Annotated in this window: 20 protein-coding genes; 4 read left to right on the top strand and 16 right to left on the bottom strand. The window is 63.8% G+C overall.

Annotation, left to right across the window (positions count from 1 at the left end; all coding sequences use genetic code 11):
• Positions 1-3: 3 nt before the first annotated feature.
• From AWC27_RS01650 to AWC27_RS01630, 5 genes are all read right to left on the bottom strand, one after another.
• Positions 4-300 carry a WXG100 family type VII secretion target gene (locus tag AWC27_RS01650; RefSeq protein WP_083114169.1) on the bottom strand — a complete coding sequence of 99 codons (297 nt, stop codon included), beginning with the start codon at positions 298-300 and terminating at the stop codon, positions 4-6.
• A 125-nt stretch (positions 301-425) separates the two neighbouring features.
• Positions 426-755, bottom strand: coding sequence for a hypothetical protein (locus AWC27_RS01645; RefSeq protein WP_372511112.1), 330 nt, complete (start codon positions 753-755; stop codon positions 426-428).
• Positions 756-1085: 330 nt separating this feature from the next.
• Positions 1086-2612 carry a phospholipase C gene (locus AWC27_RS01640; RefSeq protein WP_085668892.1) on the bottom strand — a complete coding sequence of 509 codons (1527 nt, stop codon included), beginning with the start codon at positions 2610-2612 and terminating at the stop codon, positions 1086-1088.
• 153 nt (positions 2613-2765) lie between these two features.
• Positions 2766-4304, bottom strand: a complete 1539-nt coding sequence (locus tag AWC27_RS01635; RefSeq protein ID WP_085668891.1) for a phospholipase C — start codon at positions 4302-4304, stop codon at positions 2766-2768.
• 189 nt (positions 4305-4493) lie between these two features.
• Positions 4494-6032, bottom strand: a complete 1539-nt coding sequence (locus tag AWC27_RS01630) for a phospholipase C (RefSeq protein ID WP_085668920.1) — start codon at positions 6030-6032, stop codon at positions 4494-4496.
• A 467-nt stretch (positions 6033-6499) separates the two neighbouring features.
• Between AWC27_RS01630 and AWC27_RS01625 the strand changes: the two genes are divergently transcribed.
• A complete protein-coding gene (locus AWC27_RS01625; protein ID WP_085668890.1) occupies positions 6500-7228 on the top strand; it encodes a GAP family protein in 729 nt (242 codons plus the stop codon).
• 89 nt (positions 7229-7317) lie between these two features.
• On the opposite strand, the gene AWC27_RS01620 is transcribed toward AWC27_RS01625, so the two are convergent.
• The 7 genes from AWC27_RS01620 to AWC27_RS01585 all read right to left on the bottom strand — a co-directional run bounded on the left by AWC27_RS01620 (position 7318) and on the right by AWC27_RS01585 (position 16319).
• Entirely contained in the window at positions 7318-8508 is a 1191-nt protein-coding gene (locus AWC27_RS01620; protein ID WP_085668889.1) for a PPE family protein, read from the bottom strand.
• A 221-nt stretch (positions 8509-8729) separates the two neighbouring features.
• On the bottom strand, positions 8730-9014 hold the full coding sequence (locus tag AWC27_RS01615; RefSeq protein ID WP_083112432.1) for a WXG100 family type VII secretion target: 285 nt from the start codon (positions 9012-9014) through the stop codon (positions 8730-8732).
• A 28-nt stretch (positions 9015-9042) separates the two neighbouring features.
• The gene (locus AWC27_RS01610) at positions 9043-9339 is read right to left on the bottom strand and encodes a WXG100 family type VII secretion target (RefSeq protein WP_083114169.1); all 297 of its coding nucleotides are present in this window, start codon (positions 9337-9339) and stop codon (positions 9043-9045) included.
• Between the two features lie 83 nt (positions 9340-9422).
• The gene (locus tag AWC27_RS01605) at positions 9423-10607 is read right to left on the bottom strand and encodes a PPE family protein (protein WP_085668888.1); all 1185 of its coding nucleotides are present in this window, start codon (positions 10605-10607) and stop codon (positions 9423-9425) included.
• A gap of 389 nt (positions 10608-10996) precedes the next feature.
• Positions 10997-12796 (bottom strand): PPE family protein, encoded by a 1800-nt coding sequence (locus tag AWC27_RS01595; protein WP_085668886.1) that lies wholly within the window; start codon positions 12794-12796, stop codon positions 10997-10999.
• A gap of 168 nt (positions 12797-12964) precedes the next feature.
• The gene (locus tag AWC27_RS01590; RefSeq protein ID WP_085668884.1) at positions 12965-14821 is read right to left on the bottom strand and encodes a PPE family protein; all 1857 of its coding nucleotides are present in this window, start codon (positions 14819-14821) and stop codon (positions 12965-12967) included.
• Between the two features lie 85 nt (positions 14822-14906).
• Complete coding sequence (locus AWC27_RS01585; protein WP_211281532.1) at positions 14907-16319, bottom strand: glycine--tRNA ligase; 1413 nt, start codon at positions 16317-16319, stop codon at positions 14907-14909.
• Positions 16320-16470: 151 nt separating this feature from the next.
• Here AWC27_RS01585 and AWC27_RS01580 point away from each other — a divergent pair, with 151 nt between their 5' ends.
• Together AWC27_RS01580 and AWC27_RS01575 are read left to right on the top strand one after the other, a co-directional pair.
• Positions 16471-16863, top strand: coding sequence for an ArsR/SmtB family transcription factor (locus tag AWC27_RS01580; protein WP_085668879.1), 393 nt, complete (start codon positions 16471-16473; stop codon positions 16861-16863).
• Positions 16860-17252, top strand: a complete 393-nt coding sequence (locus tag AWC27_RS01575; RefSeq protein ID WP_085668877.1) for a Fur family transcriptional regulator — start codon at positions 16860-16862, stop codon at positions 17250-17252. The genes AWC27_RS01580 and AWC27_RS01575 overlap by 4 nt, the downstream gene beginning before the upstream one ends.
• A 53-nt stretch (positions 17253-17305) precedes the next feature.
• Here AWC27_RS01575 and AWC27_RS01570 read toward each other — a convergent pair whose 3' ends face one another.
• The 3 genes from AWC27_RS01570 to recO are packed head-to-tail and all read right to left on the bottom strand — an operon-like array spanning position 17306 to position 19411.
• Entirely contained in the window at positions 17306-17731 is a 426-nt protein-coding gene (locus AWC27_RS01570) for a hypothetical protein (RefSeq protein ID WP_085668875.1), read from the bottom strand.
• The gene (locus tag AWC27_RS01565; protein ID WP_085668872.1) at positions 17731-18621 is read right to left on the bottom strand and encodes a decaprenyl diphosphate synthase; all 891 of its coding nucleotides are present in this window, start codon (positions 18619-18621) and stop codon (positions 17731-17733) included. Before AWC27_RS01565 ends, AWC27_RS01570 begins: the two co-directional genes overlap by 1 nt.
• Positions 18614-19411, bottom strand: a complete 798-nt coding sequence (gene recO, locus AWC27_RS01560) for a DNA repair protein RecO (protein ID WP_083114183.1) — start codon at positions 19409-19411, stop codon at positions 18614-18616. Before recO ends, AWC27_RS01565 begins: the two co-directional genes overlap by 8 nt.
• A 61-nt stretch (positions 19412-19472) precedes the next feature.
• Between recO and AWC27_RS01555 the strand changes: the two genes are divergently transcribed.
• Positions 19473-20975 (top strand): amidase, encoded by a 1503-nt coding sequence (locus tag AWC27_RS01555; RefSeq protein ID WP_083114184.1) that lies wholly within the window; start codon positions 19473-19475, stop codon positions 20973-20975.
• Here the strand turns inward: AWC27_RS01555 and era are convergent.
• Positions 20972-21871 carry a GTPase Era gene (gene era, locus AWC27_RS01550; RefSeq protein ID WP_083114204.1) on the bottom strand — a complete coding sequence of 300 codons (900 nt, stop codon included), beginning with the start codon at positions 21869-21871 and terminating at the stop codon, positions 20972-20974. The genes AWC27_RS01555 and era overlap by 4 nt on opposite strands.
• Positions 21872-21895 lie beyond the last annotated feature (24 nt).

Genomic DNA, 21895 nt, shown 5'->3' with positions numbered 1-21895 from the left:
GCGTTAGCTGCTGAGGGTCTGCTGCGCAGCCTGCTCTTGCTGCTCGTAGTTGTTCGCGTCACGAACCAGGCCATCGCGCACACCGTGCAGCATGTTCACGATGTTGCGGAAAGCCGTGTTCATCTGGCCCATCGTGTCCAGCGAGGTGGCCTCGGCCAGACCACTCCAGCCAGCGCCGGAGATGTTCTGCGAGGACGCCCACATCCGGCGGGCCTCGTCTTCAACGGTCTGGGCGTGCATCTCAAAGCGACCCGCCATGTCCCGCATTGCGTGCGGGTCGGTCATAAAACGTGTTGCCATGTTGACTGTTCTCCTTATTTCTTGGACTTAATTACATCGTGCAGATTGGCTGTTGCGGTCAGCGGCCGAGGGACGTCCAGAGTCGTTGACCACCTGCAAAACAACGACGTCTCCCCCCTTCTCTCTTAACCGGCCGCCGGAGAATGCGGAACCACACCGCTGTTAGTACGTGGCATTTCGAACTGAGGTTCTGCGTTCTCGGCTTCCCACTCACGCCACGCAGCCCACTCATCCCACTCGCCCATGTCTTGTTCGACCGGTTCGGGATCAACCGCACCCGGTACAAGCTCGACATTGGTACCCTCTTCGGACTCCTTCGCCCAGTGGTCATAGTCGTCGGGTGGAACGGCAACGCCCCAACTGAGCGGTACCGACAACCCGCCGAGCATGCCCGACTCACCCCGTTTAGCCGCCACAGCGTCAGGCGGCAAGGGCGGACCCAGAGGCAAAAGCACGCTGTCCCCTTCCAGTGCCGATCTCGATAACCAACGCTCAATGGTCAACTACGCACCACCGAGCACTCCGCATCGTAAGGCAACACTTTGGACAATATCTCTAATTCCCGAATTTCTCTGCCCTTAGTACACACGCGATCAAAAAAGATGACCAGATCCTTAACCCATCCGACGCAGTCGCGCCGGTCCCTGCTGATGCAATACTGAGGCACCATCCCAACCAAGCGTTTGCTCGGCAAGGGCTCCGGCACCGGCCGGCGCCGGCGACACGCACCGGCAATCCGCCTGGAAACCGGTTGGGGCGCAATGTGTTCAAGAGCCGACGCGTGGTCAGCAGATGCCGCTCGGAATCCCGCGGACCGGGGCGGACTCCTGGGCGGGCATTATCTGGGGATAAGGCACCCGATACGGCAAGCCTTCATTCAAAAAGCCCAACACCACATTGGGCACACACTTAGCCACCTTGGGCAGTTGGCGCACCGGGTGGTCCAGATTGGGTCGCGACGGATCGGGCGGAACGGCGAAATTAAACGCTGACGTCAAATCCCCGGTCACGCTGGCCCGCCACGGGGTCAGGTTGGGAACCGGAACGCCGAACCGCTTACCGATGAATTGCAGCTGCGACGTGTGATCGAACTGGTCATGGGCCATCAGCCCGCCGCGACTGTAGGGCGAGATGATGAAGCAGGGCACGCGGTAGCCCAGCCCGATGGGCCCACGGATACCACCGGAGCCGTCGACTTTGTTGATGTCCACCGTGTCGGGAATCCATTCCCCCGGTGTCCCGATCGGCCCCGTGGGTGGTGTGACGTGGTCGAAAAAGCCGCCGTGTTCGTCATAGGCGATGATCAGCGCCGTTTTCTCCCACACCGCGGGGTTGCGCAGCAGCGCCTTGATCAGGTTCACGATCGTCCACGCTCCGACGGCTATCGGGAACGACGGATGTTCGGACTCGACCGTCAACGGGACCACCCAGGAGACCTGGGGCAGCCTGTTGTTGATGACGTCGCGGACGAAGTCGGCTGGATAGGTGGGAGCGATCCCGTAGCGAGCCAGCTCTGACCTCGGGTCGCCGGCTTGTTTGAAGCTGCCCACATACCCGTTGCGGCTCAGCGACGTGTCATTGAGGCCGCCGAGCAATTTGCTGTTGTAGACCTTCCAGCTGACGCCGGCGTCGCTGAGGTTCTCCGGCATCAGGCGCCAGGTGAACGTCAACTTCGGCTGGATCGTCGGCTCTACTATCTGCGGCCCGCCCTTATCCCCTTCCGGGTTGACCGTGGCGCTGATCCAGTAGAGCCGGTTGGGCATGGTCCCGCCGAGCAGGGACGCGTGGTAGTTATCGCAGATCGTGAAGGTGTCGGCCAGCAAATAGTGAATCGGTATGTCTGGGCGCGCGTAATAGCCCATCACCGCGGGGGTGTTGGCGACCGACCGAGTCTTGGCTTGCGCGGCGAGCCAGCCGTCGTTGCCGCCGTTGTTCCACGACAAGTGCGCGGCAATCCACTGGTGGTCCGGGTCGTTGATGCACTCGCCGACTCCGTTGGGTCCCCTGGTCGTATCGATGCGGTAAGGCAGGGTGATTCCGCCCGGGTCGAGCGCCTGCGTCTGCGGATTCCAGCCCTTCTGCTGAAACAGCGGCGTAGGGGTGTCGAAGCCGTTGACCTGCGACAGCGTGCCGAAGTAGTGGTCGAAGGATCTATTCTCCTGCAGGCACAGCACGACATGCTCGATATCGGACAGGTGCCCGGAGCAGGAGCCGGCTCCATAGGCTTTTTCGATCACCGGGCCGGCCCAGTCGGTGAGAAACGCGGCGGCACCGGCGCCGGTAGCCTTTGCCAGGAATTCTCGGCGTGACATTCCGGCGAATGGCCATGGGCTTTTCACCACCGTGCCTCCTCGCATATTTCGGCTCACCGTATAGTCACAAACACGATTTACGGCTAACCGCCAATCGGCGTGTCGCGCATGGGGTTCTTACCGGCAAATTGACGGCGAATGATAATTTTGAATTCAGCAGATACCGCTGGGCTTTCCGCGGGCGGGTGCGGTTTCCTGGTTGGGCATGATCTGAGGGTAGGGAACCCGGTACGGAATTGACGTCTTGGTGGTGGTGCCCAAAATCGCGTTGGGCACGCATTGCGGAAGCTTGGGAAGAGCCTTCAGCCTCGGGTGGTCCAAATTGGGTTTGGCCGGATTCGGCGGAGAGGCGAAATTGAACGTAGAGGTCATGTCGCCCACCGTCGCGTCGCGCCAGGCGCTGATGTTGGGCACGGGGACGCCGAACCGCTTGCTGATCAATTTCAGCGTCGAGGTGTGGTCGAAGGTGTCGCTGACCACCAATGGGCCGCGGCTGTAGGGCGAAACGACGATGCAGGGCACCCGGAAACCCAGACCGATCGGACCGCGGATACCGCCCGACCCCGGTACCGCGTTGATGTCAGGCACGGTGAGGTATTCGCCGGGAGTTCCGGGCGGCGGCGTGGGCGGTACGACGTGGTCGAAAAAGCCACCGTTTTCGTCGTAGTTGATGATCACCGCGGTCTTTTCCCACAGCGGGGGATTCGACAGCAGGATGCGCAGCACGTCCACGATCCCGACCGCGCCGATGGACACCGGGAATGCCGGGTGCTCCGAGAGCAGGAACCCCGGCAGCACCCAGGAGACCTTCGGCAGCCGGTTGGTTCGCACGTCGGTCGCGAAGTCCACCGGGTAGGTCGGTGCAATGCCGAACCGGGCCAGGTTCGACCGCGGATCGGCGGCCTGCTTGAAGTCGTTGACCAGTCCGTTGTAGCCGACCACTGTGTTGTTGAGCGGCCCGAGGAGCTTGTTCTGATAGACCTTCCAGCTGACGCCGGCGTCTTCGAGATTCTCCGGCATGATGCGCCAGCTGTATTTCTGCATCGGCTGGATGTTGGGCTCCAAGATCACCGGCCCGCCGTGGGTGCCATCGGGGTCGTTCCACGCGCTCATCCAGTAGCAACGGTTCGGGGTGGTTCCGCCCAGCAGCGAACAGAAATAGTTGTCGCACACCGTGAATGTGTCGGCCAGCATGTAGTGGATCGGGATGTCTTGACGGGTGTAGTAGCCCATCGTCACCGGCGTATTGCCCTGCAATGTACTGCTCGCGGCCTGCGCCGGCAGCCAGCCGTTGTTGGCGCCGTTGTTCCACGAATTGTGCATGGCGATCCAGCTGTGGTCTGGGTCGTTGACGCATTCGCCGGCTACCAGGGGCCCGCGGGTCGTGTCGAAGCGGAAGGGGATCGTGGAGGCGGCGGGGTCGTTGGTCTGTGTTTGCGGGTTCCAACCCGGTTGCGCGAATACCAATGGCGGGGTGGTGTCGTCAAAACCGCGGACCGCAGACATCGTGCCGAAGTAGTGATCGAAAGAACGGTTTTCTTGCATCAACAACACGATGTGTTCGATGTCGCTCAATTGGCCGCCGCAGGGCCCGGCTCCATAAGCTTTTTCAATAATCGGGCCGGCCAAGGACATGAAAGCCCCTGCGGTGGTGGCTGCGGCGGCTTTAGCCAAAAATTGCCGACGGGACATTCCGTCGACTGGGTGTTCGCTCCCCACACGCTCTCCTCGATGGCTTCCTTGCGCCGCTTCCAGATCACGGTATAGTTGTTGGGCCATTCAGCCGGGACACCGTGACCGGCGTGTCGTCTTCGAATCCCAGTTATTTGCCAGCCGGCATTCTCGTGTCGTTGTGGCGGTTTGCTCGCGAAATGCAGGAAATTAGCTGCAGAGCCCGCTGGGAATGCCACGAACCGGTGCGGTCTCCTGGCCGGGCATCACCTGCGGGAAAGGCACCCGGTAAGGAATGGCCGGCAGTACGCCGTCGGTAGTGCCCAGCACGACATTGGGGATGCACTGCGGCAGCCTGGGCACCGCGGCCAGCAACGGATGACTCAGGTTGGGTTTGGAACTGTTGGGCGGCGTTCCGAAGTTGAACGTCGATGTCATATCGCCGACCAAACCGTCGCGCCAGGCGGTCAGGTTGGGAACCGGGACGCCGAATCGGGCCCTGATCAATTTCAGCTGCGAGGTGTGGTCGAACGTGTCGTGGACCATCAGCGGTCCACGACTGTAGGGCGAGATGACCAAGCACGGAACTCGGAAGCCCAGGCCGATCGGACCGCGGATGCCACCGGAGCCCGTCACCGCATTGATGTCGGGCACGGTGACGTATTCACCGGGCGTGCCCGGCGGCGCTGTCGGCGGCACCACGTGGTCGAAGAAGCCCCCGTTTTCGTCGTAGCTGATGATCAGTGCCGTCTTCTCCCACACCGCGGGATTGGTCAGCAGAATCCGCAACGCGTTCACCATCGCCACGGCGCCGAGGGCCACTGGCAGTGCCGGGTGTTCGGATTGCAGGAACGGTGGCACCAACCAGGAAACCGAGGGCAGCGTGTTGTTTCTGACGTCGGCCGCGAAATCGCCCGGGTAGTTAGGTGAGATGCCGAACCGGGCCAGATTCGACCGCGGGTTTGCCGATTGTTTAAACGCCTGCACCAGTCCGTTGTTGCTGATCGGAGTATTGATGAAGCGGCCCGCATCCTTGCTTTGGTAGACCTTCCAGCTGATGCCGGCGTCTTCCAGGTTCTCCGGCATGATGCGCCAGCTGTATTGCTGTTCCGGCAGGAATCCCGGCTCCACCAGCTGCGGTCCGCCGTTGGTGCCGGCGGGGTCGATTTGGGCGCTCATCCAGTACAACCGGTTGGGTAGCGTGCCGCCCAACAACGAGCAGTGATAACCGTCGCACAGGGTGAACGTGTCGGCCAGCAGATGGTGGATCGGCAGATCTTGGCGGGTGTAATACCCCATCACCATGGGGACATACGGGCCCGTGCGGGTAGCCGACTGCGCCGGCAGCCAGTTGTCGTTGCCGCCGTTGTTCCACGAGTTGTGCATCGCGATCCAGGCATGGTCGGGGTCGTTGACGCACTCCCCATCCAGGATGGGACCGCGGGTGGTGTCGAGGCGGAACGGAATGGTTATGCCGGCGGGGTCGAGCGCCTGCGTTTGCGGGTTCCAGCCCGGTTGCTGAAACTTCGTCGACGGGTCGTTGAATCCGTGAGTGCTGGAAAGTGTGCCGAAGTAGTGGTCGAACGACCGGTTCTCCTGCATCAACAACACGATGTGCTCGATGTCGTTCAAGTGACCGGGGCAAGGCCCAGCGCCGTAAGCCTTTTCGATCACGGGGGCGGCGATGTCTGTGAGCAGCGCCGCGGCGCCGGCGCCGGTGAGTTTCGCGAAAAACTCCCGGCGCGACATTCCCCGGAGCGGGTTTTCGATCACCGAATCTGCCTCCCTGCAAACATTCCAGATCACGGTATAGTTACGGCGCTGGTCCATCGCGGCACGCCAACCGGCGTGTCGCAAGCGGATTTTCGCGCAAAAGCAAACGCCATCGCGGTCCGATCGCGACCGGCCAGCCGCCGCACCACCCAGACCAAAAACTCTTGCGGGTAAAGGCGCATCACCGAAAAATTTATCTAATCCCACATTCCTAATTGATCCCTCATAGAGCCATTTCGCGACGAGCTTCGGCACCAGCATCCGCGAGCATTGTCCGTGGTCAGCGACCGAATACCGGTTCTGGTCGAGATGCCTTCTGCCAGCTGCGTTCTTACTCTGGCGCCAGAAATTGGCCGGCGTTCAGGTTATGTGGCCGTGATCGGTAAACCGGTGTCCTGAAAGGGGTTTCGCTACCCTGCGGCGCCGATGTACCGTCCTCTGCCATGTGGGGCACGGTGCTGGTGTTAGCTCTTGTGGCGACGGCAGACCCGGTTCGGATCGGGATGAGTGTTCTGTTGTCGTCGCGGCCTCGTGCCGTGGGTGCGCTAATGGCGTTTTGGCTCGGCGGCATCGCGATGAGCGTTGCCCTGGCGGCAGGCGTACTTTTCGGTCTGCGCGACTTCTCACTTTCTGTCATGCACCGAATCGAGGTCGTCACCGCCAGCTCTACAGCCGGGCGTATTCAAATTGCGATGGGCGTGCTGGCATTGCTGATCGCCGCAGCGGCAGTGGGCGTCTCCCCCGGCCCATCCCCACGCCCGCGGACACGAGTGGGCATTCCCGGACTCACTACCGCGCACCTGGGGTCACCGCCGATAATCACGCGATTGTCGACGCGGGCCCAGGATGCGCTGCACGCTAAGCCGCTGCGGGTGGCCTTCATCCTCGGATTCGGGATGTTGGCGGACTTCAGGTACCTGGCAGCGCTGGCCGCCATCCTGGCCTCGGGAGCCGCTGTGCACACTCAGATCAGCGCTGTCAGCGTGTACACACTGGTGGCACTGGCCTTTATCGAGCTTCCGCTGGTCAGTCAGCTCGCCGCACCGGTATGGACCGGCCAGGCGATGTCAGCCGTACACGGCGTGGTGAAAGCCCATCGACAGCAGGCGTTCGCAGTGGTGATCACGGTCCTCGGCGTTTTTCTCATGACCCGCGGAATGGGCCGGATTTAAGAAAACAGGCCCAAAAAACGCGCCTGAAACCGCAAAAGGCACATCGGCTTCCGTAGCACGGTTAGCCGATGTGCCGAATGCGGTGTTGTTTATCCGACTCCGCTGCGCGGAATCACGCTGGGCCGTTGCTGCACCACGTGCGGGTTGGCACCGCCGCGGCCCATCATCCCGCCGGGCATACCGGCGCCGGCGCCGCCGGCACCCATGGGCATCGGCATCATCGGCATACCACCACCGGCGCCCGCGCCCTGAGCCGCCGCCGCCTCCAATGCCGCGGCATTGGCTCCCAAGCCCGACATCGCCGAGCTGGCCATGCCTTTGGGCATCGACCCTTCCCAGGTGGGTGGCACCGACATCGCCCCAACCAATCGGGCCTTACCCAGACCCGCGTCCATGCCGGCGCCTAAGCCGGCCGCTCCACCTAGGCCTTTCGCCGCAGGAGTGATGTCACCAACCATCTTCGGCATGTCCGCGGCGGTCATACCCGCCGAAGCCAGCCCGGCCGCGTTCGCGCCCGTGTTGCCCATCTGGGCCAGCTGCATCATCGGGCTGATCATCATGCTGGCCGGGTACATCGCGATCTGCGCGAACGACTGCAACTCGCCTATCGGCACCGCCGACGCCGCCGACTGCACCGCCGTCACCGCCCCCGCGGCGCCCGTCGACAGGCTCTGCAACGTCGGCGATAGCGCCCCGGTGGCACTCGTTGCCGCCGACGTCACCTGAGCGCCGATCTGGGCCAAGCCGGCCAAACTCACCGGCGGCACGCTGAACGGCGTCAGGGTCGAAGCCACCGATGTCGCACCGGTGTAGTACGTGACCATCGCGGCGACGTCCTGGGCCCACATCTCCACGTAGTCGAACTCGGTGGCGGCGATCGCCGGGGTGTTCTGGCCCAAGAAGTTCGTCGCGATCAACGACAACAACGACACCCGGTTCGCGTCCACCGCCGCGGGGTGCACCGTGGCCGCCAACGCCGTCTCAAACGCCGTAGCCGCCGCCCGCGCCTGCCCCGCCGACAAGTCGGCTTGCGCCGCCGCAGCGGACAGCCACGACACATATGGGGTCGCGGCGGCCGCCATCGACGCCGAGGCCGGCCCGGTCCACGGCCCGCCGGTCAGGTCGGCAAGTAGCGATTGGATCGAGTTCACCGACGCCTGCAGATCCGCCCCCAGTGCCTCCCAGGCCGCTGCGGCCGTGAACAGCGGCGAGGAACCAGCACCGGAGAAGATCCGCAGCGAGTTGATCTCCGGCGGCAACCACGAAAAGTCCAAAATCATCTACAACCCCAAACCGGCCAGCCGCGTCAGCGGCACTTGAAGGTCACACCCCCGAGAGTTATCCACGCTGATAACCCACGTAATCGTAGGATAATCGACACCAAGGTTCATAGGTTTCACTAATTTTCCGACATTCGGTGTTAATGGCGAACATGGCAAGAGCGCGGGTGACACCGTTCCCCCTGGTGTCGCCCGCGCCCTTGTCAGCTAGGTGTTGACCGCTAGGCCCAGCTAGAGCCCACTGCGGAGTCCGTTTGGGCCATGTTGCTGCCCGCCGACTGAACCTTCTGGCCGTGGGCGTTGGCCTGCTCGTAGATCACCTGAAAATTACGGCCCAGCTGGGTGATGAACTCCTGGCAGGCCACCGAACCGGCGCCACCCCAGAAGTCCCCGGCTGCCAGCACATCGCGCACGATCGCCTGGTGCTCAGCTTCCAACGATGCCGCCTGCGCGCGAATCAGCGCGCCGTGGGCGTCCACATCGCCGAATTGGTAATTAATCGTCATAGCCAATCCTTCCTAATGCTTGAGAGAGCTAGCTGCTCAGGGTCTGTTGTGCGGCCTGCTCTTGCTGCTCGTAGTTGTTCGCGTCCCGAACCAGTCCATCGCGCACACCGTGCAGCATGTTCACAATGTTGCGGAACGCCGTGTTCATCTGACCCATGGTGTCCAACGAGGTCGCTTCGGCCAGACCACTCCACCCCGCACCCGAAATGTTCTGCGACGACGCCCACATCCGGCGGGCCTCGTCCTCAACCGTCTGGGCATGCATTTCAAAACGACCCGCCATGTCCCGCATCGCGTGCGGATCGGTCATAAACCGAGTAGCCATCACACCCGTCCTTTCATAACGAAACAATCAATTACGATCACGTGCCGAATTGCAGCTGACAACCCCGACCGATCACCCCCGCCCTATCCCACGCCAGTTCGCGGCACCACACTGGGCCGCTGCTGAACGACGTGCGGATTAGCGCCTCCCCGGCCCATCATTCCGCCGGGCATACCGGCGCCAGCGCCGCCCATACCCATCGGCATCGGCATCATTCCCGGCATACCGCCCCCGGTTGCGCCCGCCGCCGCCATCTCGGCGGCCGTCGGCAGACCCATGCCCGCCATCGCAGAACTCGCCATCGCCTTGGGCATGGATCCCTGCCAATTCGGCGGCACGGACATCGCTCCCACCAAGTGCGCCTTGCCCAGGTCGGCCGCCATTCCGGCACCGCCCAATCCGCCACCCAAGCCCTTCATCGCCGGAGCGACGTCACCGACGAACTTGGGCATGTCAGCGGCGGCCATTCCCGCCGAGGCCAGGCCTGCCGCGTTCGCGCCCGTGTTGCCCATCTGGGCCAGCTGCATCATCGGGCTGATCAGCATGCTGGCCGGGTACATCGCGATCTGCGCGAACGACTGCAACTCGCCCAACGGCACCGCCGACGCCGCCGACTGCACCGCCGTCACCGCACCCGCCAGGCCCGTCGACGCGCTCTGCAGTGCCGGAGATATCGCCGCCGTGGCAGTCGTAGCCGCCGAAGTCACCTGCGCGCCGATCTGGGAGGCCAGCCCGGCCAGACTCACCGGCGGCATGCTGAACGGCGTCAGGGTCGACGCCACCGACGCCGCCCCGGTGAAGTAAGACACCATCGCCGCGACGTCCTGGGCCCACATCTCCACGTAGTCGAACTCGGTGGCCGCAATCGCCGGAGTGTTCTGCCCCAGGAAGTTCGTCGAGATCAACGACAGCAGCGACACCCGGTTGGCGTCCACCGCCGCCGGATGCACGGTGCCTGCCAACGCCGTCTCAAACGCCGTCGCCGCCGCCCGCGCCTGCCCGGCAGACAAGTCGGCCTGCGCCGCGGCAGCGGACAACCACGACACATACGGCGCCGCCGCGGCCGCCATCGACACCGACGCCGGGCCGGTCCACGGCCCACCGGTCAGGTCGGCAAGCACTTTTTGAATCGACGTCACCGACGCTTGCAGATCCGCACCCAGCCCCTCCCAGGCAGCGGCCGCCGTGAACAACGGGGACGAACCGGCACCGGAGAAGATCCGCAGCGAGTTGATCTCCGGTGGCAACCATGCAAAATCGAGAATCATCGCAACCCCAAACCAGCCAGCCGCAGCGCCGGCTCCGACATGCCAACCGCGATCGTGTACTCGCGACTGTCCACGGCCGGATCGTATGACAAACCGACACCAAAAGTCTGTACTTTCGCCAAATCTTTTTCGAAGAATTCACGATCCTGGGCATGCGGCAGGCCACACCGTGTGGACCCGGCCGGACGGGTGTCCAGACAAATGTCGATGGGTCCGACAAACTGCATCGCTTTTTGCAGGAAATAGCGGCCAAAGCGTACCGAAATTTATTGTCTCTTTAGAATGAGAGCTTACCCTGCTCACGGCACCAAACACGTCGCTGACCACGGGCGTTGCCGCACCTCAGGGGTCACAGCGGCCACGTCAGTAACGCGGCGATGGACCGCGGACTAGAAAAGATTCTGGAAGAAGCCCGAAACTCCATTCCCGGCGTTGAAAACACCAGAGCTACCTGTTCCAGAATTCAAAATGCCCGACGTCGTTACGCCGGCTAAGAAGATGCCTGCATTTTGCACCGCCGCGTTGTAAAAACCCGCGTTTCCATAACCGGTGTCTAAGATGCCGGAGTTGCCGCCGAACGTAGTCGTGGTGCTGGTATTGACGTAACCAGAGTTGCCGAAACCTGAGTTTTGGATGCCGGAGTTGCCGCTACCGGCCGGGTCGTTGTGGCCGAAGCCTGAGTTGCCGGTGCCGACATTGAAGAAGCCTGAATTGGGGCCGACCTGGTTCACCGAGCTGAAGAACCCGGTGTTGAGGTTTCCGCTGTTGAATCCGCCGGTGTTGATGTTGCCGTTGTTGGCGAATCCGGTGTTGGTGTCGCCGCCATTCGCGAAGCCGGAATTGACGTCGCCGGCGTTGAAGAAACCGGTGTTGAGGTTGCCTGCGTTGCCAAAGCTCGTGTTCGAGTTTCCGGCGTTGAAGCTGCCGGCGTTGAAGTTGCCGGAATCGAAGAAACCAAAGTTGCTGGCGCCGGCATTCAACGCGCCGGAGTTGACGCTGCCGCCATTCCAGAACCCGGTGTTGGTGTTGCCGCCGTTGCCAAAGCCGGTGTTCCCGACCCCGGAGTTACCAAAGCCCACGTTGCCGGTGCCGGAGTTGAAGAAGCCGATATTTCCGGTGCCGGAGTTGCCGAAGCCGATATTCCCGGTGCCGGAGTTGAGTGCGCCGATGCCGAACTGACCGTTACCGGTGAGCCCGAAGCCGATATTGCCGTTGCCGGTGTTCCCGAAGCCGAAATTGCCGCTACCGGTGTTGCCGAAGCCGACGTTGTTGCTACCGAAGTTGCCGCTGCCGAAGTTGGAGCCGCCGTTGTTGCCGTTGCCGAAGTTGGTATTGCCGATGTTTCCGCTGCCGACGTTGGTGTTGCCGATGTTGCCGCCGCCCAGGTTGCTGCTGCCGATATTGCCGCTGCCCAGGTTCTGGCTGCCGAAGTTACCGCTGCCCAGGTTCAGGTTGCCGTTGTTGCCGCTGCCCAGGTTCGTGCTGCCGATATTGCCGCTACCGATGTTGGTGTCACCGATGTTGCCGCTACCGAGATTGAGCGAGCCGATGTTGCCGAAGCCGAAATTGAGGCCCTGCAGCGGCGCCGGCACGGCTGCCCCGATCGCCTGCGCGGCCGCCGCCGGTACGCCCGCCAACCCCGACACACCGGGCAGGCCCGATAAGAAACTCTGTCCCCACGACGTCAACGAAGCCGCAGCCGCCGACGCCCCACCGTGATACCCCACCATCGCCGCCACATCCGCGGCCCACATCTCCTCATACACGCCCTCAGCAGCAGCAATAGCCGGCGCATTCTGCCCAAAAATGTTCGACAACACCAACTGCACAAACGCATTCCGATTCGCCGCCACCGCCACCGGATGCACCACCGCCGCCTGCGCCGCCTCAAACGCACTCACCACCGCATCAGCCCCAGCCGACGCCTGCGCAGCCCGCACCGAGGCCGCACTCAACCACCCCACATACGGAGCCGCCGCAGCCGCCATCGCCTCAGCCGCCGCACCCTGCCACGCCGCGCCCGACCCACCCGCCAAACCCGCAGTCACCGACGAAAAGAAATCCGCCGCCGACCCCAACTCCTGCGACAACCCCTGCCAGGCCGCCGCCGCCGCCAACATCGGCCCCGCACCCGCACCAGAGAACATCCGCAACGAATTGATCTCCGGCGGCAACACCGAAAAGTTCATTAACCGCCCCTCCTCTAACGGGATATTCTCAACCGCCGCCCCGCGCGTTACCCGAAACGACACGCGACACTTTGGATCTCGGCACCAACCATCCAGCAGCGACCGTGCTATGCCCGTGTTCGGCGCCGCGGACCGTGGTCCGCGGCGCGTTCAGGGATCCGATCGCGCTTACCTGAAGAAGCCCGAGAGTTGTGAGCCCGAGTTGAACCCACCGGAGTTGTCATTGCCGGAGTTAACCGCGCCAGAGCTGTCGTCGCCCGAGTTCGAGATGCCCGCGAGGTTATTACCCGCATTGGTAAATCCGGCATTGAAGGTGCCGATGTTCCCGAATCCGGAGTTGAAGCCGGTGAACGAAGTCGTGCCCGCGTTGGAGAAGCCCGAGTTGCCGGTGCCGGTGTTGAAGAAACCGGAGTTTCCGTGGCCCGAGGGATCGGCGTTGCCCCAGCCCGAGTTGCCCGTTCCCGCGTTTCCGAAGCCCGAATTGGGGCCGCTCTGTTGGAAGCTGCTGAAGAACCCTGTGTTGAGGTCCGCGCCGTTGAAGCCACCGGTGTTGATGCTGCCGGCATTGAAGAAACCGGTGTTGACGTTGCCGGAGTTGAAGAACCCGGTGTTGGAGTCGCCCGAATTCAGGAAGCCCGTGTTTCCGGCACCGGCATTCCCGAACCCAGTGTTCTGAAAACCGACATTGAAGCTGCCGGAATTTGAATTTCCGCCGTCGAAGATACCGAGATTTCCGTTGCCCGCACTGCCGAAGCCGGTGTTGGAATTGCCCGCGTTCCAGAAGCCGGTGTTGAAATTGCCGCCATTCCCGAAACCGGTGTTCCCGTCGCCGGAGTTGAAGAAACCGATGTTGTTGTTGCCGGAGTTGAAGAAGCCGATGTTGTTGTTGCCGGAGTTCCCGAAGCCGATATTTCCGCTGCCGGTATTCAGACTGCCGAAGCCGAACTGACCGTTGCCGGTGAGCCCGAAGCCGATGTTGCCGTTGCCCTTGTTGCCGAATCCGATATTGCCGGTACCGAGGTTTCCGAACCCGAGGTTGGTACCACCGTTGTTCCCGCTGCCGAAGCTGAAGTCGCCGATATTTCCGCTACCGATGGATAAGTCGGCGCGGTTTCCGCCGCCCAGGAGGTTGAGCGTGCCGAAGCTGCCGTTGGCCAGGTTGAGGCTGCCGATGTTGCCGCTGCCAATGTTTCCACTGCCGAAGTTTCCGCTGCCGAAGTTGAAATCACCGATGTTTCCGCTGCCGGTGTTGGCAGTGCCGATGTTTCCGCTGCCCCAGTTGTCGTCGCCGTAGTTTCCGCTGCCCAGGTTGTTATCGAACGTGTTGCCGAAGCCCAGGTTGAAGTTGCCGAAATTGCCACTGCCGATGTTGAAGTTTCCGACGTTGCCCAAACCAAGATTGAAGGCGATTTGCGTGACGGCTTGCGACGCGGCCGACGGCACGCTGGACGCGCCGCTCAGCAAGCCCGACAAACCGGACACACCGGGCAGGGCCGATAAGAAACTCTGTCCCCACGACGTCAACGAAGCCGCAGCCGCCGACGCCCCACCGTGATACCCCACCATCGCCGCCACATCCGCGGCCCACATCTCCTCATACACGCCCTCAGCAGCAGCAATAGCCGGCGCATTCTGCCCAAAAATGTTCGACAACACCAACTGCACAAACGCATTCCGATTCGCCGCCACCGCCACCGGATGCACCACCGCCGCCTGCGCCGCCTCAAACGCACTCACCACCGCATCAGCCCCAGCCGACGCCTGCGCAGCCCGCACCGAGGCCGCACTCAACCACCCCACATACGGAGCCGCCGCAGCCGCCATCGCCTCAGCCGCCGCACCCTGCCACGCCGCGCCCGACCCACCCGCCAAACCCGCAGTCACCGACGAAAAGAAATCCGCCGCCGACCCCAACTCCTGCGACAACCCCTGCCAGGCCGCCGCCGCCGCCAACATCGGCCCCGCACCCGCACCAGAGAACATCCGCAACGAATTGATCTCCGGCGGCAACACCGAAAAGTTCATTAACCGCCCCTCCTCTAACGGGATATTCTCAACCGCCGCCCCGCGCGTTACCCGAAACGACACGCGACCCGGCGAGATGCGGTTGCTAACTTCCCTTGAGACGGACCGCCAGATAGTCGGCGACTTTGTCGATCGCAACCCGTTCCTGCGTCATGGCATCCCGCTCACGCACTGTGACGGCGCCGTCCTCGAGCGAGTCGAAATCGACCGTCACACAGAAGGGGGTCCCGATCTCGTCCTGGCGCCGGTAGCGCCGGCCGATGGCGCCGGCGTCGTCGAAGTCGATGTTCCAGCATTTGCGCAATTCGGCCGCCAGGTCGCGCGCCTTCGGGCTGAGGTCCGCGTGCCGGGACAGCGGCAGCACCGCGGCCTTGACCGGCGCCAGCCGGGGATCGAGCCGCAGGACCGAACGCTTGTCCATGCCGCCCTTGGCGTTGGGGGCTTCGTCCTCGGTGTACGCGTCGATGAGGAAGGCCATGAAAGAGCGGGTAAGGCCGGCCGCCGGTTCGATGACGTACGGCGTGTACCGAGTGTCGCTCACCTGATCGTAGAAAGTCAGATCGGTTCCGGAATGCTTTGTGTGCGTGGATAAGTCGTAGTCGGTCCGGTTGGCGACGCCTTCCAGCTCGCCCCATGGGTTGCCTTGGAATCCGAATTTGTACTCGATATCGACGGTGCGGTCGGAGTAGTGCGAGAGCTTTTCTTTGGGGTGTTCGTAGAGCCGCAGGTTCTCCGGGTCGATACCGAGCTCGGTGTACCACCCCAGGCGGGTATCGATCCAGTATTGGTGCCATTCCCTGGCCGTCGACGGCTCGACGAAGAACTCCATCTCCATCTGTTCGAACTCGCGGGTGCGGAAGATGAAGTTGCCCGGGGTTATCTCGTTGCGGAAGCTCTTTCCGATCTGGCCGATGCCGAATGGCGGCTTTTTGCGGGAGGTAGTCACGACGTTGGCGAAGTTGACGAAGATGCCCTGTGCGGTTTCCGGCCGCAGGTAGTGCAGGCCCTCCTCGGTCTCGATGGGGCCGAGGTAGGTCTTGAGCATCATGTTGAATTCGCGCGGTTCCGTCCATTGACCGGGCTCTCCGGTTTCCGGGTCACGAATGTCGGCCAGTCCGTTAGGTGGCGGCTGACCGTGTTTGGCCTCGTAGGCCTCGATGAGGTGGTCGGCTCGGTAGCGCTTGTGCGTGATCAGTGACTCGACCAGCGGGTCATGGAAGACCTCGACGTGGCCGGATGCCACCCACACCTCGCGCGGCAGGATGATCGACGAATCGAGGCCGACGACGTCGTCGCGGCCGGTGACCACCGCTCGCCACCACTGCCGTTTGATGTTCTCTTTGAGCTCAACACCCAGCGGACCGTAGTCCCACGCCGACTTCGTGCCCCCGTAAATCTCGCCCGAGGGGAAAACGAAGCCGCGCCGTTTGGCCAGGTTGACTACGGTGTCGATGACGGACGCCACGGGGTGGTGCGCTCCCTTCGGGGACTTGGGCAAGCACGCGCAGGCGCATGCAAAACATCAGTCATGGTAGCGATCGGCCCGACGAGGCCGTATCCGTCTTTGACATGCATCATCACGCATGTGACAGTGGAGGTCGGCCGCAGGCCTTCCCAATACCGGCACTTCTCGAGGTGGTGACTCCGATATGGTGACGTCCCCCTCGACGCCGAGTGCCGCCGAGGAAGCGGCCGGTGACGGGGTTGCCGGCCACGAGCACGGCGCGAATCGATCCCCGGACTTCCCGATTCCGCCGCCACGCGAAATTCTCGACGCAGCGGGCGAATTGCTGCGCGCGCTGGCCGCACCGGTACGCATCGCGCTGGTGTTGCAATTGCAGGAATCGCAGCGCTGCGTGCACGAGTTGGTCGACGCGCTGGGCGTGCCGCAGCCGCTGGTCAGCCAGCATCTGAAGATTCTGAAGGCGGCGGGCGTCGTTACCGGAGAGCGGTCGGGCCGCGAGGTGCTGTACCGGCTGGCCGACCATCACTTGGCGCACATCGTCGTGGATGCGGTTGCGCACGCCGGCGAGGCTGTATGACCGGCGCCAGCGTCCGTTCCACCCGTCAGCGCGCGGCGATCTCGACTCTGCTGGAAACGCTTGACGAGTTCCGCTCGGCCCAGGAACTACACGACGAACTGCGCCGCCGCGGCGAGAACATCGGCCTGACGACCGTCTACCGCACCCTGCAGTCGATGGCCGCGGCCGGCCTGGTCGACACCTTGCGCACCGACACCGGCGAATCGGTCTACCGCAGGTGCTCGGAACACCATCACCATCATCTGGTGTGCCGCAGCTGCGGCTCCACCGTTGAGGTGGGCGACCACGAGGTAGAAGTATGGGCTGCGGAAATCGCCACCAAGCATGGCTTTTCCGACGTCAGCCACACCATCGAAATCTTCGGCACCTGCTCGGACTGCCGGTCCTAGGGCCCGCGCGCCACGCTCCGAGCGTGACGCTGTTGGCACGCTCGCGGCCGAACTTAGGCCGTCAGCACCCGACGTATCTCGGCACCGGTGTCCAGCACCAGCAGGACGAGGGTGCGCAAGGCGTCGTCGGTCAGGCCGGCGCCGGGAAAGTTGTAGCGCAGCATTACGTCCGCGGTCTTCGGCGTACCTTTGGCTGGCTTCTCGGTGCCCTTTTCAGTGCCCTTTTCAGTGAAAGTGACCGAGCCGAAGTTCAGATCGTGGGCCTGCCTGGCCAGTTGATCGCTGACCTTCTTGGTCAGCGGCAAGTCCCACGCCAGAATCTGCGTCAGCGACACCAGGTCGAGATCCGCGGCAATATTCACTACCCGCAACGATGCGAACGTATCGCCGTGGCGGACCGTCAGCCCGCCGTCGGGTTCCTCGTCGACGGGCAGCACGTCGCCGAGAATCGAGGCCAGCCGCTCCGGCAGAGATGGCACTAGGCGCTCCCAAACCGTCGGTTGCGGGCGGCGTACTCCTCGCATGCCGCCCACAAGTCGCGGCGGTCATAGTCGGGCCACAACTTGTCCTGGAAGACGTATTCGGCGTAGGCCGCCTGCCACAACATGAAATTGCTGGACCGGTGTTCGCCTGAGGTCCGCAGGAACAGGTCCACATCGGGGATGTCGGGGCGCTGCATGTGACGGGCGACGGTAGCCTCGCTGATCCGCTCCGGGTTCAGCCTGCCCGCGGCCACCTCACGAGCGATTTGCCTTGTCGCGTCGGTGATTTCGGTGCGGCCACCGTAGTTGACGCAGTAGTTGATGGTGATGACGTCGTTGTTCCTGGTCACCTGCTCAGCGATCGCCAATTCATTGATGACGCTGCGCCACAGACGCGGCCGCGACCCCACCCACCTGATCCGCACACCCATCAGGTTCAGGATCTCGCGACGCCGGCGCACCACGTCTCGATTGAAGCCCATCAGGAAGCGCACCTCCTCGGCCGAACGCTTCCAGTTCTCAGTGGAGAAGGCGTAGAGACTGAGCCACTTGATCCCGAGTTCGACTGCACCACAGGCGATATCGATGACCACCGCTTCGCCCATCTTGTGGCCCTCGGTGCGGGGCAGCCCACGTTGAGTAGCCCACCGTCCGTTGCCGTCCATCACGATGGCGACGTGGTTGGGCAACCGGTCGGCGGGAATTCGGGGGGCACTCGCCTTCGAGATGTGCTGCGGCGGCCGGCGTGGTCCACCGTCGGGCGACGGCGGGAGCTCGGGGAAAACGACCGGCCACGTCGACGTATCGGGAAAGGTCGGATAGTCGTCGGGCGCCGGAGGCAACTGGGGAAATTCAGCGGATTTCAGCTTGCGGGCGCTTTTAGCCACACTCGGTATCCTGCCCGATCAGCGCGGCGCGACGCTGGCCAATCGTGCGATCGGCCTGGTAGACCCGTTCCACCAGAGGCAACGTCTTGAGCTGCCGCTCCAAATGCCATTGCAGATGGGCGGCTACCAATCCACTGACGTACCCGCGGTGGGATTGCGGTGACTGCTCGGCAGCCTCCCAATCGCCGTCGTGCAGTGCGGACATCAGATCCAGCACGCCCTGCGGCGGTGTGGTCGAACCGGCCGGGCGGCAGTGCGCGCAGACGCTGCCGCCGGCGGCAATATGAAACGCGCGATGCGGACCGGGGGTGGCGCAGCGGGCGCACTCGGTCAGCGCCGGCGCCCACCCGGCAATGCCCATGGCACGCAGCAGATAGGCATCCAGCAACAGATCGCGGGGCCGACGCCCGTCAGCCACCGCGCGCAACGCGCCCACGGTAAGCCGGTGTAGCGCCGGGGCCGGCGCTCGCTCCTCACCGGCCAAACGTTCGGCGGTCTCCAGCATCGCGCACCCGCAGGTGTACCGGCCGTAGTCGCTGACGATGTCGGTGGCGAACGCGTCGATGGAGACGACCTGGGTGACGACGTCGAGATTGCGTCCGGGATGCAGTTGCGCGTCGATGTGCGCGAACGGCTCCAATCGGGCGCCGAATTTGCTGCGGGTGCGGCGGACTCCCTTGGCCACCGCACGGACCAGTCCGTGGTCGCGAGTCAACAGGGTCACGATCCGGTCGGCTTCGCCGAGCTTGTGCTGGCGCAGCACAACAGCTCGGTCTCGATACAGCCGCATCACAACAGTTTTGCACCCCGCCGCGACATCGCGGGTATCCGCGCCGATAGTCTCGTACCCCGTGGTTGGCGCTTCTGGGTCCGATTTCGGGTCCATTTCCGGATCCGGCAGCCAGCGCCTGCCCACCCTGACCGAACTGCTATATCAGCTGGCAACCGGCAAGGTCACCTCCGCTGAGCTGGTCCGACGGTCCCTGCACGCGATCGACGTGAGCCAGTCCACCTTGAACGCGTTCCGCGTGGTACTCACCGAGTCTGCGTTGGCCGATGCGGCCGCCGCCGATCGGCGCCGAGCAGCAGGTGACACCGCGCCGCTGCTGGGCATCCCGATCGCGATCAAAGATGACGTCGACGTTGCCGGAGTGCCGACGGCCTACGGGACCGAGGGGTACATCCGGCCCGCCGACCGTGACGCCGAGGTTGTTCGGCGCCTCAAGGCCGCCGGCGCGGTGATCGTCGGCAAGACCAACACCTGCGAACTTGGCCAGTGGCCGTTCACCAGCGGACCGGCCTTCGGGCACACCCGAAACCCCTGGTCACGCCGGCACACTCCGGGCGGGTCGTCGGGTGGCAGCGCGGCCGCGGTGGCCGCCGGCCTGGTTACCGCCGCGATCGGTTCCGACGGCGCCGGCAGCGTGCGAGTCCCGGCGGCCTGGACGCACCTGGTGGGCATCAAACCGCAACGCGGCCGCATCTCCACCTGGCCGTTGCCGGAGGCCTTCAACGGCATCACCGTCAACGGCGTGCTGGCGCGCACGGTCGAGGATGCGGCGCTGGTACTGGACGCCGCGTCGGGCAATGTCGAGGGAGACCTGCACAAGCCGCCGCCGCTGACGGCGTCGGACTACGTCGGCATCGCACCGGGCCCGCTGAAGATCGCACTGTCCACGCGGTTCCCGTACACGTTTTTCCGGGCGAAGCTGCACCCAGAGATTCTGGCCGCGACCCAGACCGTGGGCGAACAGTTGGAGCTGCTCGGCCATACCGTGGTGAAGGGCAATCCGGATTACGGCGTGCGTCTGTCGTGGGACTTTCTCGCCCGGTCCACCGCCGGTCTGCGGGAGTGGGAAGAACGGCTGGGCGACGAGGTCGCCTGGGACCCCCGCACGCTGACCAATTTCCGGACCGGCCACGTGCTGGGCCAGGCGATCCTGCGCAGCGCTCGCCGGCATGAAGCCGCCGACCAGCGTCGGGTGGGCTCGATCTTCGACATCGTCGACGTGGTGCTGGCGCCGACGACCGCGCAACCGCCGCCGCAGGCACGCGCATTCGACAAGTTGAGCGGCATCCAAACCGACCGCGCCATGATCGCGGCGTGCCCGGGCGCATGGCCGTGGAACGTGCTGGGCTGGCCGGCCATCAGCGTGCCGGCCGGCTTCACCTCCGACGGTCTGCCCATCGGCGTGCAGCTGATGGGACCGGCCAACAGTGAGGGAATGCTGATATCGCTGGCCGCCGAACTGGAAGCCCTCAGCGGCTGGGCGACCAAACAGCCGAAGGTGTGGTGGAACACCGGCAACAACACGCCCCCGATCCACACGGTGCCCTCTCCACCGCGACGTTAAAAGCCAAGCCGGCCAAGCTGTTTGGGGTCGCGTTGCCAGTTCTTGGCGACCTTGACGCGCAGGTCGAGGTAGACCTTGGTGCCGAGCAGTTTTTCGATTTGAGAACGCGCGGCAGTACCCACCTCCCGCAACCGGGCGCCACCTTTGCCGATCACGATGCCCTTCTGGCTGTCCCGCTCGACATACAGCACGGCGTGCACGTCGATCAGGTCGTCGCGGCCCTCCCGGGAATTGACCTCGTCGATGACGACGGCCAGCGAATGGGGCAGTTCGTCGTGCACGCCCTCCAGCGCGGCCTCACGGATGAGCTCGGCCATCAGCACTTCCTCGGGTTCATCGGTGAGCTCACCATCGGGGTAGTAAGCCGGGCCTGGCGGCAAGGCCTGGACTAGCACGTCGATCAAGACGTCTATCTGCTCACCGGACACGGCGGACACCGGGACGATATCGGCCGCGTCGCTGACCAGCTCGCTGACCGCGTGCAGCTGAGCCACCAGCTTGTCTTTCGGCACCTTGTCGACCTTGGTGACGATCGCAACGAGCTTGGTCTTGGGCGCTATGGCCCGGATCTGCTCGACGATCCAGCGGTCGCCGGGACCGATCGCCTCGTCCGCCGGGATGCACAGGCCGATGATGTCGACCTCGGCGTAGGTATCGCGGACAAGGTCGTTGAGCCGCTTGCCCAGTAGCGTGCGCGGCCGGTGCAGGCCGGGAGTGTCGACGAGAATGATCTGAAAATCGTCGCGGTGCACGATGCCGCGGATGGTGTGCCGGGTGGTCTGCGGCCGCATCGAGGTGATGGCGACTTTCGCGCCTACCAGCGCGTTGGTCAGAGTGGACTTGCCGGTGTTCGGCCGGCCGACCAAACACACGAAGCCGGAACGGAATTCGGTCATACCGTCGACTCTGAGTACACGATC

This window comes from Mycobacterium szulgai (assembly GCF_002116635.1).
GTDB lineage: Bacteria > Actinomycetota > Actinomycetes > Mycobacteriales > Mycobacteriaceae > Mycobacterium > Mycobacterium szulgai.
This window is presented reverse-complemented; position numbering and strand designations above follow the sequence as displayed.